Here is a 14950-nt window from a genome sequence, read left to right as displayed (position 1 = left end):
GGAGGGCTCGTCACCAGAGTGGCGGGCCCTCTGCACTTCAAGAAGAACAACCTCCGAGGGGCCAAGCGGCTGGCGAGCGTTGGATAGCGTGCGGAAGGGCGTCTGCGTGGTGGTCAGATGGGCTCTTCGGACCTACGACTTGGGCCATATGAGACTCGAGGGTTCGGCTGTGTCGGGTGGAGACGCGGGGCAGGTGGGCGGGGAGGCTCTTGCGGGCAAGCTGTACGGACGCGTGCGCGAGGAGCTGCTGGCGGGGGCCATGCCGCTGTCCACCTACCGGCTGCAGCTTCACAAGGCCTTCCCCTTCAACGCGGCCCGCGAGGCGGTGCCCTACCTGGCCCGGCTGGGAGTGACGGACGTGTACTGCTCGCCCTACCTCAAGGCGAGCCCGGGCAGCACCCACGGCTATGACTGCGTGGACCACAAGCAGCTCAACCCGGAGGTGGGCTCGCCCGAGGAGCACGCGGCCTTTTGCTCCGCCGTGCGAGACCATGGGCTGGGCCAGGTGGTGGACGTGGTGCCCAACCACATGGGCATCGAGACCTTCAACCCGCTCTGGTTCGACGTGCTGGAGAACGGACCGTCGTCGGTGTACGCGCGCTTCTTCGACATCGACTGGACCCCGGTGAAGGACGAGCTGGAGGGCAAGGTCCTCCTGCCGGTGCTCGGGGACCAGTACGGCGTGGTGCTGGAGCGCGGCGAGCTGAAGCTGGGTTTCCGCGACGGGGCCTTCTTCATCCACTACTACGACCGCCTGCTCCCGTTGGCTCCTCGACAGTACGGGCAGGTGCTGGGGCGCGGCCTGGAGGCACTGGAGGCCCGGCTGGGGGCCGAGCACGCGCACCTCATCGAGCTGCAGTCCATCCTCACCGCCATCAACCACCTGCCTCCACGCACGGAGACCGGGCGCGCCCGGGTCGTCGAGCGCAATCGGGAGAAGGAGGTCATCAAGCGCCGGCTGGCAGCCCTCGCCGGGTCCAGCCCCGAGGTGGCCGCCCACATCGAGGCCAACGTGAAGGCCATCAACGGCACCCCCGGCGACCCGCGCTCCTTCGACGCGTTGGACGAGCTGCTGGCGGGGTGCAGCTACCGGCTGGCCCACTGGCGCGTGGCGGGCGAGGAGATCAACTACCGCCGCTTCTTCGACATCAACGGGCTGGCGGCCCTCCGGATGGAGGATCCGGACGTCTTCGCCGAGGCCCACCAGCGCATCTTCGAGTGGCTGCGCCAGGGCTGCATCACCGGGCTGCGCATCGATCACCCGGATGGGCTCTACGATCCCACGGCCTACTTCCTCAACCTGCAGGAGCAGTACTTCGTGGAGCGGGCGAGGGCCCTGTTCGACGCGGAGCACGGCCACCGGGCGGAACTCTGGCCGGAAGTGGAGCGGCGGCTGCGCGAGCGCTGGCAGGCGGAGGCGGGGGCCCACGTGGACTCGCCGCTGCGCAAGGCGCTCTACGTGGTGGTGGAGAAGATTCAAGGCGGCCGTGAGCGCATCCCCGAGGCCTGGGCGGTGCACGGCACCACCGGCTACCGCTTCGCCAACGCGGTGGGAGGCGTCTTCGTGCATCCGGACGCCGAGGGGCCCCTGACGGAGGCCTATCACCGCTTCATCGGCGAGGCGCCCCACTTCGAGGAGCTGGTGTACGAGAAGAAGCGCCTCATCCTGCGCGACTTCATGTCCAGCGAGTTGAACATGCTCGCCCACCGGCTCAACCGCGTGTCGGAGATGAACCGGCGCTCGCGGGACTTCACGCTCAACAGCTTGCGGCGGGCGCTCTCGGAGTTCATCGCGCTCTTCCCCGTCTACCGCACCTACGTGGATGACTGGCGGCCGGAGCTGGACGAGCGCGACGTGCGCTACATCCGGGACACGCTGCGCCATGCCAAGGCGCGCAACGTCACCCTCAACGCCACCATCTTCGACTTCCTGGGGGACGTGCTGCTGCGGCGCTACCCGGAGCACCTGGGGCCGCACGAGCGGGCGGAGATGCTCGCCTTCGCCATGAAGGTGCAGCAGCTCACGGGCCCGGTGATGGCCAAGGGACTGGAGGACACCGTCTTCTACGTCTACCACCGGCTCGACTCGCTCAACGAGGTGGGCGGCGAGCCGGAGCACTTCGGCACCACGGACGAGGTCTTCCACTCGCGCAACGAGGAGCGCGCGGCGCACTGGCCGGCGAGCATGCTCACCACCAGCACGCACGACACCAAGCGCAGCGAGGACGTGCGCGCGCGCATCAACGTCCTCTCCGAGCTTCCCGGCGAGTGGCGTCAGCGGGTGGAGCGCTGGTCCCAGCACACGCGGCTCCACCGCATGGAGCGCCCCGAGGGGCCCGCGCCGTCCCTCAATGACGAGTACCTCTTCTACCAGACGGTGGTGGGCGCCTGGCCCATGGGCCCGTCCATCTCCCCGGAGACGCTCGCGGAGCTCCGCGGCCGCATCCGCGACTACATGCTCAAGGCCATCAAGGAGGCCAAGGTCCGCACCTCGTGGACCAACCCGGACCCCGTCTACGAGGAGGGCGTGGCGAAGTTCGTGGAGGCCTGCCTGGACGAGAGCAAGAGCCGCGCCTTCCTCGAGGATCTCCAGGCCTTCAAGCGCCGGATCGAGCGGGCCGGCCAGCACAACGCGCTCGGGCAGCAGTTGCTGAAGCTGGGCTCGCCCGGGGTGGTGGACACCTACCAGGGCTGCGAGCTGTGGGACCTGTCCCTGGTGGACCCGGACAACCGCCGGCCGGTGGACTACGGCCTGCGGGCCCGGTTGCTGGAGGAACTGGACCGGGAGGCCGAGGCGGACCGGCTCGGGCTGTGCTCCCGGCTGGTGGCGGACATGGACGATGGCCGCATCAAGCTCTTCGTCCTGGCCCAGGCCCTGCGCCTGCGCCAGCGCCAGAAGGCCCTCTTCCGCCACGGCGGATACCGGGCGCTGAAGCTGGTGGGCCCGCGCGCCGACGCGGCGGTGGCCTTCGTCCGCGAGCACGAGAAGTCCGTGGTCATCTGCGCCGCACCGCGCTACACCCTCTCCGCCCTGGAGTCCCCAGGGGGCCTCGCGGGGGCCTATGAAGAAACGTCCCTGGATCTGCCCGAGTCCTATGCGAGCATGACGTTCCGGGACGTATTCACCGGCCGGGAAGTGCGGCCGGGGCGACGGGAGGGTGGCGCGGTGCTGCCCCTCGCGCCGCTACTGGCGGGCTTCCCGCTGGTGCTGCTGGAGAGGAGCGATGGATGAGACGGGCCGAGGTGCTGCCAGGCAAGCCGTATCCCCTGGGCGCCACGTACCTTGGTAACGGAGTCAACTTCGCCGTCTTCAGCGAGCATGCGCGGAAGATCGAAGTATGTCTCTTCGATCCGGACAACCCCGCGCGCGAGCTGCGCCGCTACGTGCTGCCCGAGCAGACGCAGCACGTGTGGCACGGCTTCATCCCGGGGTTGCAGCCGGGCACCCTCTACGGCTTCCGGGCCCACGGGGCCTACGAGCCCCGGCGCGGCATGCGCTTCAACCCGCACAAGCTGCTGGTGGACCCGTACGCGCGCGCCCTGCACGGCCAGGTGGACTTCTCCGCTCCCGTCTACGCCTACGAGCTGGGCGAGGAGGAGCAGGATCTCGCCTTCGACATCCGCGACAGCGCCGCGGGCGTCCCCAAGGCCGTGGTGATCACCGACGACTTCGACTGGGAGGGAGACAGCGCGCCCGCGGTGCCCCTGCACCGCTCGCTCATCTACGAGGCCCACGTGAAGGGCCTCACGAAGCTCCACCCGGACATCCCCGAGCACCTGCGCGGCACCTACGCGGCCCTGGGCCACCCGGCCATCATCGAGCACATGCGCAAGCTGGGTGTCACCGCGCTGGAGCTGCTCCCCATCCACACCCACGTGGACGAGCCCTTCCTCGTCAACAAGGGCTTCACCAACTACTGGGGCTACAGCACCCTGGGCTACTTCTCGCCGGATGCGCGCTTCAGCGCCTCGGGCTCGCGCGGCGGCCAGGTCGCCGAGTTCAAGTCCATGGTGAAGGCGCTCCACCGCGCCGGCATCGAGGTCCTCCTCGACGTCGTCTACAACCACACCTGCGAGGGCAACCACCTCGGGCCCACCCTGTCCTTCAAGGGCCTGGACAACACCGCCTACTACCGGCTGATGGAGAAGGATCCGCGCTACTACCAGGACTTCACCGGCACGGGGAACTCGTGGAACGCCACCCACCCGTACGCGCTCAAGCTCGTCATGGACAGCCTGCGCTACTGGGTGGAGGTGATGCACGTGGACGGCTTCCGCTTCGATCTGGCCACCACCCTGGGCCGCGACCGGCACGGCTACGACACCCGCGCCGCCTTCTTCCAGATGGTGCACCAGGACCCCGTGCTCAGCCGGGTGAAGCTCATCGCCGAGCCCTGGGACGTGGGCGACTTCGGCTACCAGGTGGGCAACTTCCCCGTCCTCTGGAGCGAGTGGAACGGCAAGTACCGCGACACCATCCGCCGCTACTGGAAGGGTGATGACCGGCAGGCCGCGGAGATCGGCTACCGGCTCACCGGCTCCTCGGACCTGTACGCGCTGAGCGGCCGCAAGCCCACCGCGAGCGTCAACTTCATCACCGCCCACGACGGCTTCACCCTGCACGACCTCGTCACCTACAGCCAGAAGCACAACGAGGCCAACCTGGAGGAGAACCGGGACGGGGCCAACGACAACCACTCGTGGAACTGCGGCGTGGAGGGCGAGACGAAGGAGCCGGAGATCAACGCCCTGCGCGAGCAGCAGAAGCGCAACTTCCTGGCCACGCTCTTCCTGTCCCAGGGCGTGCCCATGCTGCTGGCCGGCGACGAGATGGGCCGCACCCAGAAGGGCAACAACAACGCCTACTGCCAGGACAACTCCCTGTCCTGGGTGGACTGGAACCTCACCGAGTCCCAGCGCAAGTTGCTGGACTTCACCATCGCGCTCAGCCGCCTGCGCCGGGAGCAGCCCGTGCTCACCAAGCGCAAGTTCTTCCGCGGCGCGCGCCTGTGGGACAGCGAGCTCAAGGACCTCGCCTGGTTCCGTCCGGACGGGCAGGAGATGAAGAAGGAGGATTGGGAGAAGCCCTATGTGCGCTCCGTCTCCTTCCTGCTGGGCGGCGATGCCTTCCTCACTCCGGACGACGAGGGCAACCGCATCGTCGGGGACACGCTCCTGGTGCTGATGAACGCCCACCACGAGCCCATGACCTTCCAGCTCCCGGACATCGAATGGGGCGCGGACTGGGAAGAGGTGGTGGACACCGGCGAGTCCCGCGTGACGCTGCACACCCACACCCCCGCGGGCGGCGCGGTGATGGTGGCCGGCCGTGCCCTGGTGGTGCTGCGCCGCCCGGCCACGGACGAGGCGCGGGAGTAGGGCTGTTGAACGTTGAAGGTTGTCGGGGCAGGGGAACACACTCGTGAATACTCAAAGCGCGCTCTGGATCGGCTTCAACCTCTTCGTCGTCGCCATGCTGGCGCTCGACCTGGGGGTCTTCCACCGCAAGGAGCACGCGGTGTCGCCGAAGGAGGCCGGCGCCTGGACGGGCGTGTGGATCACCATCAGCCTGCTCTTCTGCGGCGGCCTGTTCTACTTCGGCTACTGGAACCGCGAGCAGGCGCTGCAGTGGGTGACGGCCTACGTCGTCGAGTACTCGCTCTCCGTCGACAACCTCTTCGTCTTCCTGATGGTGTTCGCCTACTTCCGGGTGACGCCCACCGTGCAGCACCGGGTGCTCTTCTGGGGCATCGTCGGCGCCTTCCTCATGCGCGCGGTGCTCATCGTCACCGGCACCGCGCTCGTCCAGCGCTTCCACTGGCTGCTCTACATCTTCGGCGCCTTCCTCGTCTTCACCGCGGTGAAGATGGCCTTCTCCAAGGACGATGATGCCGCCGATCCCGAGCAGACGTTCATCGTCCGGATGGCCCGGCGCATGCTCCCGGTGGCCCGCCAGGGCGAGGGCAGCAATTTCTTCACGATGGAGGATGGCCGGCGCAAGGTGACGCCGCTCTTCCTGGTGCTGCTGGTGGTGGAGGCCACGGACCTGCTCTTCGCCCTGGACTCCATCCCCGCCGTGCTCGGCATCAGCCAGGATCCCTTCATCGTCTACACGTCCAACGTGTGCGCCATCCTCGGCCTGCGCTCGCTCTTCTTCGTGGTGTCGAGCCTGATGGACAAGTTCCACCTGCTGAAGCTGGGCCTGGCCGTCATCCTCGGCTTCGTGGGCACGAAGATGCTCATCACCTTCTTCGACATCCACGTCTCCATCGGCGTGTCGCTGGCCGTCATCGGCGGGGTGCTGCTGGCCTCCATCGTGGCCTCGCTCATCTGGCCCAAGGCGGCCGCGGAGCCCGGGGTCCCCACGGACGTGACTCGCCCCGGGGGGGATCGGGAAGAGGCCGGGCGCTGAGCCCACGATTGGCTGGTGCGTTTGGCTTGCGTCCGGGCGGCGGGCCAGCCAATTGTGTGGCATGTCCTCCGTCACCACCGAAGGCGTCCGTGTCACCGTGAAGCCCACGTTCTGGCCGGAGCGCAGCAACCCGGAGTCCCACCAGTACGCCTTCATGTACACGGTGGAGATCCTCAACGTGGGCGGCGAGCCCGCCCAACTGCGCAGCCGTCATTGGATCATCACCGACGCCACCGGCAAGGTGGAGGAGGTGCGGGGGGATGGCGTCGTCGGCAAGCAGCCGCGCCTGGCCCCCGGGGAGCGCTTCGAGTACACGAGCTGGGCCCAGCTCCGCACGCCGTTCGGCTCCATGAGGGGCTCCTACACGATGGAGCGCCCGGATGGCCGCCAGTTCGAGGCTCGGATAGGCGAGTTCGCCCTCACACAACCCCATTCGCTGCACTGACCAGTCATGGCGAAAAAGGGACTCCTCCTGGTCAACCTGGGCACTCCGGATGCCCCCGAAACCGGCCCCGTCCGTCGCTACCTGCGCGAGTTCCTCAGTGATCCGCGGGTGCTGGACATCCACCCCGTGGGCCGCTGGCTGCTGCTCAACTTCATCATCCTGCCGTTCCGCTCGCCCAAGAGCGCGCACGCCTACCGCACCATCTGGACGGAGCAGGGCTCGCCGTTGATGGTGCACTCCAAGGCGCTGACGGCGGCGGTGGCCGGGCGGCTCTCCGGCCAGTACGAGGTGGAGCTGGGCATGCGCTACGGCAACCCGTCCCTGCCGGATGCGGTGGCGCGGCTGCGGGCCCGGGGCGTCTCGGAGTTCACCGTGCTGCCCCTCTATCCGCAGGAGGCCGCGTCCTCCTCGGCCTCGTCCCTGGCGCGCACCTACGAGGTGCTGTCCGAGCCCTGGGACGTGCCCAACGTGCGCGCGGTGCCGGCCTTCCACTCGCACCCGGCCTTCCTGGACGCCTTCACCGAGGTGGCGCGTCCCGTCATCTCCGGCATGGGGGCGGACCACGTCCTCTTCAGCTTCCACGGGGTGCCCGAGCGCCACATCCGCAAGAGCGATCCTTCCGGGGGACACTGCCTGGCCTCGCAGGGGTGCTGTGACGTGCTCACCGACGCCAACCGCCACTGCTACCGGGCCCAGTGCTTCGCCACGGCGCGGGGCCTGGCCAGCCGGTTGGGGCTGGGGCCCGAGGGCTGGAGCGTGTCCTTCCAGTCCCGGCTGGGGCGCACGCCGTGGGTGAAGCCGTACACGGACGTGGTGCTGCCGGAACTGGCCTCGCGCGGGGTGAAGCGCCTGGCGGTGATGTGCCCGGCCTTCGTCGCCGACTGCCTGGAGACGGTGGAAGAGGTGGCCATCCGCGGGCGCGAGCAGTTCCTCGCGAGCGGGGGAGAGGCACTCACCCTCGTCCCCTCGCTCAACGCCCACCCCGCCTGGGTGGACGCCGTGGTGCAACTGGTGCGCGAGTCGGAGGCGGTGGCTACTTCCGCGCCTGCGGCAGCAGCAGCTCCGGAGGCACCGAGTCGAGCGGGGTGAGGCGCAGCGTGCGCTCGCCATTGGCCGTGCCGGGCAGGGTGGTGCCCTCGCTCCGGGTGGTGAGCGTGGCCTCCCAGGAGCGCCAGCGGCCCGCCTTCACGAGGAACTCGCCCCGGCCCTTCACCCGCATCTCGGCGAGGGCGGACTGCGTGCCCTTCGAGGGCTTCTCCTCCTCCTCCTCGTGCCCGTGCCCGTCCGTCTTCGAGTGCGTGGCCCGGGTGGCGCGCAGCTCTCCGGAGAGGCTCTCGGACAGGTCGTACTCGAGCGTCGCCACCTGCTCCCCGTTCTCGCCCGGGGTGAGCGCGGTGAGCTTCACCTGGTTGCGCCGCTCGGCCTTCTTCTCGACGAAGCCCGGCACGGAGCCCAGGTCCACCAGATCCGTCCCCAGCGCCCAGGTGGCCTCCGGGCCCACCGGCTCTCTCGGCAGCTCCAGCACCAGCACCGCCGTGTTGCGCAGCGGCCCGGCCAGCCCGTCCATCACGAAGCCGCGCTCGCTCATGGAGCCCTGCTCCGCCTCGCCGCCCTTGCCCTGCGGGACGATGCGGAAGGCGTAGTCACCCGACTCGGTCTTCTGGAGGACGAAGATGGCCTCCGTCGCGCTCGAGCCGGACGTGGGCTCGGGGTCCTTGCCCTTCTTGCCCTTCTTGCCCTTGGCGGCCGGAGCCGGCGCGGACCCGGTGCCGGTGGTGGTGAGCTTGAAGGCGGTGGGCGCGTCGAGCTTCCAGCGCAGCACCACCTTGGACGGGTCCGGCGGCGGCTCGGCGGCGGCCGGCTTGGGCGCCTCGGCCTGCTGCGCCGGTTCGGCGGGCATGTCCGCCGGGCGGGGGATGGGGGTCATCTCGCCCACGGGTGCGTCGTTGCAGGCGGAGGTCAGGCAGAGGGCGGCGAGCAGGCCGAGGGTGCGCCGGTTCAAGAAGGGGCTCCTGGTCATCAGTGTTCAGGAGTCTACGGCAGGCGAGCCTCCGGGTGCACGTGAGCCGTGACCGGGTTTCCCTGGGTGCCGCACCGCGTCAGCCCCCGGGGGAGCGAGGGGCCGCGGCGCGGGCCCGGTAGGCGTTGTCCGGTGGGGAAGGGCCTTCCCTGGGGAGGATGGCGGGGAAACCCGAGCAGGTACAGTGGGGAGCACGGTTTCCCCGGGAGTCCCCTCATGCGCCCGCATTCACCTGGCTCTCGCCCTGGCGGGTGGAGGCGCTCCGCCGCCGTCGTGCTCACGCTGGCCCTGTTGCTGCTGGGTGGGTGTGTCAGCGGCCCGCCTGTGGCCGGGCTGTTGCCGGGCCCGCGCGCCCACCGTCTGACACCGGCTTTCTCCACGGGAGCCCGCGAGCAGCGGTCCGTGACCGGCTCCGCGCGGGCTTCCGTACTGGCGGAGGACTCCCCAGCGCCTGACGAGGATGACGACCCGGAGGACGACTTCGAGGAGGCGCCGCCGGAGGACGCGTTTGAAGGCCCCGTGGGCTGGCGCGATGGCGTGGGGGATGGGCGCCCCTCCCCGGTGCCCTTCAGCCTGGACCACTTCCAGGGCCTGCTCGCGCAGGTAGGCGTGCCCCACGAGGTGCTGCCGAAGGACGGACGCACCCTGTCGCCCGAGCAGGCGGTGCAACTGTTGGGGCACCTGCTGGAGGCGGAGGCGGGGCTCGTGGAGTTTCCCCGCCAGCGCATGGCGGCGCACCTGCTGCTGGAGGTGGCTACGGGCGAGAGGTCGGTAACGCGCGAGGAGCTGCACGCGCGCATGGACCGCTTCCACCGGCTGCGGGTGGTGCGGCCAGACGGCTACGTGGTGCGGGTGGTGACGGGCGAGGCCGTGCAGCGGGCCGGAGAGGTGCGGCTGGCCGAGGACGGCACGCTGCGCGCGGGCCGCTACGAGGTAGGCCCTTTCCACGCGGTGGAGGACGGGAAGCTGTGGCCGGTGGACACGGGGCTGGAGGTGCCCCGGGGCGCGAAGCCACTGGGGACCTACGTGCCGGATGACGGCGTGGTGCTGCCGGCACTGGATGGGGTGGGATTGGCGCTGGGGGATACGGTGGAGGCGCTCTACCGGCTCGTCGTCAAACCGGGCGAGACGCTGGAGGGACTCGCCCAGTTGCCGGGGGTGGCGCGCGCTCTCTTCCGCAACGCCCCCGAGTACTGGGAAGCGTTCCGCCAGAAGCCGAGGGGCGAGCAGGTGCGCACGGTGTCGCGGCTGATGGCCAACGCACTGCTGACGGTGGGCACCTCGGGGGCGGGGGCGGTGAAGTCGGTGGAGTGGGGCGAGAAGCTCGGCCGGCTGTCGGTGCCCCTGCTGATGCTGACGAAGAAAGGAGAGCTGGTGCTGCGGTTGGTGGCGGTGCCCGGGCGGGCCGTGGCCGTGGCGGGCCAGGGGTTGAGCGTCACCTGGGGCGTGCACCTGGCCAAGGTGGGCTCGGGCTCGGGCGGAGGTGGCAACCACGTGCCGCCGGTGGGTGGACCGGGGAAGTGGGTGCCCAAGAACGAGCGGATGTCACCGCGCTCGCGCACCTTCCAGCACAAGGTGACGAAGGCCCCCGCAGGCTGGGTGTACCGCGTGTGGCGCAACGGCGAGAAGGCCGACTTCGACGGCTTCGACGCGGGTGTGCTCCAAGAGACCAAGGGCCTGGGCTATGACAAGCACTTTGGCGCTGATCTCGAGGCCAGGCGGTATTTCAAAGGTGCGAAGCGACTCGTCAAGCAGGCCCAGCGGCAGCTGCGGGTTTCCAACGGCGTGCCTATCCGTTGGCACGTGGCAGAGCCCAGAATGGTGGACATCCTCCAAAGGCTATTCAAAGCGGACGGTGTCGTAGGTATCGAAGTAGTCTACACCCCAACCACCCCATGAGGTGGCGCGCGCCATGAAAGAAACCTACTACGCTGGGGCTTACTGGGCCTGCCGCAAGGAGTCCGCCGAGGAGTCCGCCCGGCGGGCGGAAGCCTTCTTCCTCCATCTATCCCGATGCGATTCCATCTACGTCCGCTGGTTCGAGCAGGCGAACTCGCTCAAGAAGGCGCTCCAACTCCAATTCGAGCCCACCTTTGAAACCTTCATGCGATTCTTCAGGAAGAAGGCCTATCAAAACGGTCCAGATGGGTTTTCCTTCTCTGCCTGGACGGGACATGAAGAGGATGGGCACGGCGGCATGATGAGTCTGACATGCGGCTCCTGCTCGAACTTCTACAGCAATGTGTGTCTTCTCCATCTTCCCAAGGAAGAGCCGGAGTTGGAGCGCGTCCTCTCGCCTTCCGTGCAGGTGGAGGTCATGCGCGCCCTGGTACTGGCTTGGGAGCCGGATTGGTGCGTCGTCACCTCCGCTGCTCTGCGGGATACCCTGTCCGAGAAGGGGCAGGCCGGAACCTTCGTGGGGTGGCTGACCTATCTCTCGCGGCATCGAATGGGAGAAGTGCCGCCGCTACCGGAGCCGGCGCGCATCCTCCCTGTGGAGGACAAGGGAACGCTCGTCCTTCTCGGCCCAGAACGGTTGAGCGCGGTCAATCCCGAGCACGTCGCCCTGGCCCGGCGTGTCCAGGACGTGCTGCTCGCGAGAGGCTTGCTCCACCCCGTCGTTTCCGGAAGCCCGGAAGCCTGAGCCGGCTCTCCCTTGGCGGCGCTCGTCAGCCCCCGGAGGAGCGAGGGGCCGCGGCGCGGGCCAGCCGGTCCCTCACGGCGATGCCCAGTCCCTCGGCGCGTGGCAGACAGGCGACGAGTACGTCATGGCCCTGCGTGTCGGCCTCGCGCAGCCGGGTGTAGAGGGCTCGTGCGGCGCCGGCCGGGTCCTCCGGCACGTCGTAGAGGGGGACGCCCGGGGGCAGCATGAGGCCCGGCGGGCCCAGCACGCCCACGTTGTGTCCCCGGGCGCGCAGGGACGTCACGCGGGCACCCACATCCGCGGGCTCGGAGAGCACCACGCCGGCCCGGGGCGCGTAGTGGGAGGCGAGGCTGCCCGAGACGCGCACCGCGGCCGAGGTCCGCACCGGCACCTTGCGCCCGAGGACGCGCTCGAGCTCCTCCACCGCGAGGCCTCCGGGGCGCAGCACCGCCGGCTCCTTGCCGCTCAAATCGACGATGGTGGACTCCACGCCCACCGTGCACGGGCCTCCGTCGAGGATGAGGTCCACCTCGTCCCCGAGGTCCGCCCGCACGTGCTCCGCCGTGGTGGGGCTCACCCGGCCGAAGCGGTTGGCGCTCGGCGCGGCCACGCCTCCGCCCAGGGCGTCCAGCACGGCCTGCGCCACGGGGTGGTGGGGGACGCGAATGGCCACCGTGTCCTGGCCTCCCGTCACCGCGTCCGTGGCGCGCGGGGTGCGCGGCAGCACCAGCGTGAGGGGCCCGGGCCAGAAGGCCTCCGCGAGACGCCAGGCCTCCTCGGGGACGTGGCGGGCCCAGGAGGGCAGCTCCGCGGCGCGGGCTACATGGACGATGAGGGGGTGGGTGGCGGGGCGCCCCTTGATGGCGAAGACGCGGCGCACGGCCAGCTCGTCCTCGCAATTGGCCGCCAATCCGTAGACCGTTTCCGTGGGCAGGGCGATGACGCCGCCGCGCCGGAGGGTTTCCACTGCCCGTGTGAGGATGTCCGAGGTAAGCATACCTGTGAGGCGCAATCTGGCGCCCGGAGGGGACAATGGGCAAGTCACAGGTGTTCGAGGCGCGCAGCCAGATGCCCGTCGAGGCCGGGAGCGTGTTCGCCTGGCATGCCCGCGAGGGGGCATTCCAGCGCCTGACCCCCCCCTGGGAGCCGGTCGAGGTGGTGGAGCACCAGGGGGACGGCATCCGAGATGGCACCCGGGTGGTGCTGCGCATGAAGGTGGGGCCGGCGTCCCTGAAGTGGGTGGCGCGGCACACGCGCTACGTCCCCGGCTCGCTCTTCCAGGACGAGCAGGAGTCGGGGCCCTTCGCCCGGTGGGTGCACACGCACCGCATGTGGGACGAGCCCGCGGGCAGCGGCATGCTGGAGGACGAGGTGGAGTACGCGCTGCCGGTGGGGGCGCTCGGGCGGATGTTCGGGGGCGGCTACGCGCGGCATCGGCTGGAGCGGATGTTCGCCTACCGCCACGCGGTGACGCGCGAGGATCTGCGGCGCCATGCGGCCTTCGCCGGGCAGCCGCCGCTGACGGTGGCGGTGAGCGGCGCATCGGGACTGGTGGGCAGCGCGCTGGTGCCCTTCCTCACGACGGGAGGCCACCGGGTGCGGCGGCTGGTGCGGGGCCGGCCCGAGGCGGGGGACATCGCCTGGGCACCGGGCCAGGGCGAGATGGACATGATCGCCCTGGAGGGCGTGGACGCGGTGGTGCACCTGGCCGGAGCGCCCATCGCCGAGGGCCGCTGGACGGAGGAGCGCAAGGAGCTCATCCGCCGCAGCCGCGTGGAGGGCACCCGGGTGCTGTGCGAGTCGCTCGCGCGGCTGGCGCGTCCGCCGAAGGTGCTGGTGAGCGCGTCGGCGATGGGCTTCTACGGCAGCCGGGGCGATGAGGTGCTCACCGAGTCCAGCCCGCCCGGACAGGGGTTCCTCGCGGACGTGACGCGCGAGTGGGAAGCGGCCACGGCCCCGGCGGAGCAGGCCGGCATCCGCGTGGTGCACCTGCGCCTGGGCGTGGTGCTGAGCGCGAAGGGGGGCGCGTTGGCGAAGATGCTGCCCGCCTTCCAGGCCGGAGCCGGCGGCCGCATCGGGGATGGGCAACAGTGGATGAGCTGGGTGTCGCTGGAGGACGTCATCGGCCTCGTGCACTCCGCCCTGTTCACCCCGGGCCTGCGAGGGCCCGTCAACGCGGTGGCGCCCCAGGCCGTGCGCCAAGAGGAGCTGGCCCGGACGCTCGGACAGGTGCTCTCCCGGCCGGCGGTGATGCCGCTGCCCGCGGCCGCGGTGCGGGCCGCCTTCGGGGAGATGGGCCAGGAGACGCTCCTGCTCAGCTCCCGCATCCGCCCCGAGGTGGCCGAGCGCCAGGGCTTCACCTTCCTCCACCCCACGCTGGAGCAGACCCTGCGCTTCACGCTCGGCAAGACGAGCGAGGGGCCGCGCTTCCGCCACGGCTGACGGAGAACGCCGAGATGATCCACGTCGAGGGGCTGACCCGGTACTACGGCGGCCACGCGGCCATCCGCGGCCTCTCCTTCCGCATCGAGCGGGGCGAGGTCATCGGTTTCCTGGGGCTCAACGGCGCGGGGAAGACGACCACCCTGAAGATTCTCGGGTGCGTGCTGCTGCCCACCTCGGGGCGGGCGGTGGTGGACGGCTACGACGTAGTGAGCCACCCTCACGAGGTGCGCCAGCGCATCGGCTTCCTCCCCGACACGCCGCCGCTCTACGACGAGATGGGGGTGGGGGAGTTCCTCGCCTTCGTGGCGAGGCTGCGCGGCGTGCCCTCGCGCGAGGTGTCCGCTCGCGTCGCCGAGGCCGAGGAGAAGACGGGCCTGCGCGACGTGCATGGTGCGCCCATCTCCTCGCTGAGCCATGGCTACCGGCAGCGCGTGGGTGTGGCGCAGGCGCTCGTCCACCGACCGGCGCTGCTCCTCCTGGACGAGCCGGGCAGCGGGTTGGATCCCCGGCAGATGGTGGCGATGCGCACGCTCATCCGGGGGCTGCGAGGGGCGGAGCACACGGTGCTCGTCTCCAGCCACCTGCTGCCGGAGATCAGCCAGACGTGTGACCGGCTCCTGGTCATCAAGGATGGGGAGCTCGTGGCACAGGGGACCGAGGAGGAGCTGGGCCAGCGGCTGGGGAGCGGGGGCTTCATCGAGGTGGAGGTGCGGGGCGAGCGGGAACGGGTGCTGGCGGCGCTCGCGGGCGTGGGGCCGGTGCGCGTCGTCGGCGAGGCGGAGGGCGTGGTGACGCTCCGGGTGGAGGCCCCGGCGGACTCGAGGCCGAAGGTGGCGCGGGTGGTGGTGGGCGCGGGCCTGGAGTTGCTCCGGCTGGACCGGGGCGCGGAGAAGCTGGAGGCACTCTTCCTGCGGCTCACCCAGGGTGGGGAGGAGGCCGCGCCATGATGCGGACGCTGCTCATCGCGCGCCGGGAAGCTCGCGG

General features: G+C 70.2%; 11 protein-coding genes. 9 read left to right on the top strand and 2 right to left on the bottom strand.

Annotated features, from left to right (window positions below; all coding sequences use genetic code 11):
- Positions 1-148 precede the first annotated feature (148 nt).
- From treY to hemH, 5 genes are all read left to right on the top strand, one after another.
- Positions 149-3232, top strand: coding sequence for a malto-oligosyltrehalose synthase (gene treY / locus ACN28I_RS18110; RefSeq protein WP_420943245.1), 3084 nt, complete (start codon positions 149-151; stop codon positions 3230-3232).
- Positions 3229-5379: a glycogen debranching protein GlgX gene (glgX, locus tag ACN28I_RS18105; protein WP_420943244.1), complete on the top strand. Its 2151-nt coding sequence runs from the start codon at positions 3229-3231 to the stop codon at positions 5377-5379. The genes treY and glgX overlap by 4 nt, the downstream gene beginning before the upstream one ends.
- 43 nt (positions 5380-5422) lie before the next feature.
- The gene (locus ACN28I_RS18100) at positions 5423-6412 is read left to right on the top strand and encodes a TerC family protein (RefSeq protein WP_420943243.1); all 990 of its coding nucleotides are present in this window, start codon (positions 5423-5425) and stop codon (positions 6410-6412) included.
- A 61-nt stretch (positions 6413-6473) separates the two neighbouring features.
- Positions 6474-6857 (top strand): Co2+/Mg2+ efflux protein ApaG, encoded by a 384-nt coding sequence (gene apaG / locus ACN28I_RS18095; RefSeq protein ID WP_420943242.1) that lies wholly within the window; start codon positions 6474-6476, stop codon positions 6855-6857.
- Positions 6858-6863: 6 nt separating this feature from the next.
- The gene (gene hemH, locus ACN28I_RS18090; RefSeq protein WP_420943241.1) at positions 6864-7946 is read left to right on the top strand and encodes a ferrochelatase; all 1083 of its coding nucleotides are present in this window, start codon (positions 6864-6866) and stop codon (positions 7944-7946) included.
- On the opposite strand, the gene ACN28I_RS18085 is transcribed toward hemH, so the two are convergent.
- Positions 7891-8859, bottom strand: a complete 969-nt coding sequence (locus tag ACN28I_RS18085; protein ID WP_420943240.1) for a hypothetical protein — start codon at positions 8857-8859, stop codon at positions 7891-7893. The two genes, hemH and ACN28I_RS18085, sit on opposite strands and share 56 nt — an antisense overlap.
- Before the next feature lie 234 nt (positions 8860-9093).
- On the opposite strand from ACN28I_RS18085, the gene ACN28I_RS18080 reads away from it, so the two are divergent.
- Entirely contained in the window at positions 9094-10776 is a 1683-nt protein-coding gene (locus tag ACN28I_RS18080) for a Tox-REase-5 domain-containing protein (RefSeq protein WP_420943239.1), read from the top strand.
- 13 nt (positions 10777-10789) lie between these two features.
- Entirely contained in the window at positions 10790-11521 is a 732-nt protein-coding gene (locus ACN28I_RS18075) for an immunity 52 family protein (protein WP_420943238.1), read from the top strand.
- Positions 11522-11546: 25 nt separating this feature from the next.
- On the opposite strand, the gene ACN28I_RS18070 is transcribed toward ACN28I_RS18075, so the two are convergent.
- The gene (locus ACN28I_RS18070) at positions 11547-12488 is read right to left on the bottom strand and encodes an L-threonylcarbamoyladenylate synthase (RefSeq protein ID WP_420943237.1); all 942 of its coding nucleotides are present in this window, start codon (positions 12486-12488) and stop codon (positions 11547-11549) included.
- 65 nt (positions 12489-12553) lie between these two features.
- On the opposite strand from ACN28I_RS18070, the gene ACN28I_RS18065 reads away from it, so the two are divergent.
- Positions 12554-13963, top strand: coding sequence for a TIGR01777 family oxidoreductase (locus tag ACN28I_RS18065; RefSeq protein ID WP_420943236.1), 1410 nt, complete (start codon positions 12554-12556; stop codon positions 13961-13963).
- A gap of 14 nt (positions 13964-13977) precedes the next feature.
- The gene (locus ACN28I_RS18060) at positions 13978-14913 is read left to right on the top strand and encodes an ABC transporter ATP-binding protein (protein ID WP_420943235.1); all 936 of its coding nucleotides are present in this window, start codon (positions 13978-13980) and stop codon (positions 14911-14913) included.
- Positions 14914-14950: the final 37 nt, after the last annotated feature.

The sequence above is a fragment of the Archangium gephyra genome (genome assembly GCF_049060025.1).
In the GTDB taxonomy this organism is placed as follows: domain Bacteria; phylum Myxococcota; class Myxococcia; order Myxococcales; family Myxococcaceae; genus Archangium; species Archangium gephyra_A.
The sequence above is the reverse complement of the archived record's forward strand: the minus strand, read 5'-3'. Positions and strand labels throughout refer to the sequence as shown.

Excerpts from the sequence above, each read along its gene's own strand:
- ACN28I_RS18065 (WP_420943236.1), top strand. The coding sequence starts at position 12,554 with ATGGGCAAGTCACAGGTGTTCGAGGCGCGCAGCCAGATGCCCGTCGAG.
- ACN28I_RS18075 (WP_420943238.1), top strand. The coding sequence starts at position 10,790 with ATGAAAGAAACCTACTACGCTGGGGCTTACTGGGCCTGCCGCAAGGAG.
- ACN28I_RS18060 (WP_420943235.1), top strand. The coding sequence starts at position 13,978 with ATGATCCACGTCGAGGGGCTGACCCGGTACTACGGCGGCCACGCGGCC.
- hemH (WP_420943241.1), top strand. The coding sequence starts at position 6,864 with ATGGCGAAAAAGGGACTCCTCCTGGTCAACCTGGGCACTCCGGATGCC.
- apaG (WP_420943242.1), top strand. The coding sequence starts at position 6,474 with ATGTCCTCCGTCACCACCGAAGGCGTCCGTGTCACCGTGAAGCCCACG.
- ACN28I_RS18080 (WP_420943239.1), top strand. The coding sequence starts at position 9,094 with ATGCGCCCGCATTCACCTGGCTCTCGCCCTGGCGGGTGGAGGCGCTCC.
- treY (WP_420943245.1), top strand. The coding sequence starts at position 149 with ATGAGACTCGAGGGTTCGGCTGTGTCGGGTGGAGACGCGGGGCAGGTG.
- glgX (WP_420943244.1), top strand. The coding sequence starts at position 3,229 with ATGAGACGGGCCGAGGTGCTGCCAGGCAAGCCGTATCCCCTGGGCGCC.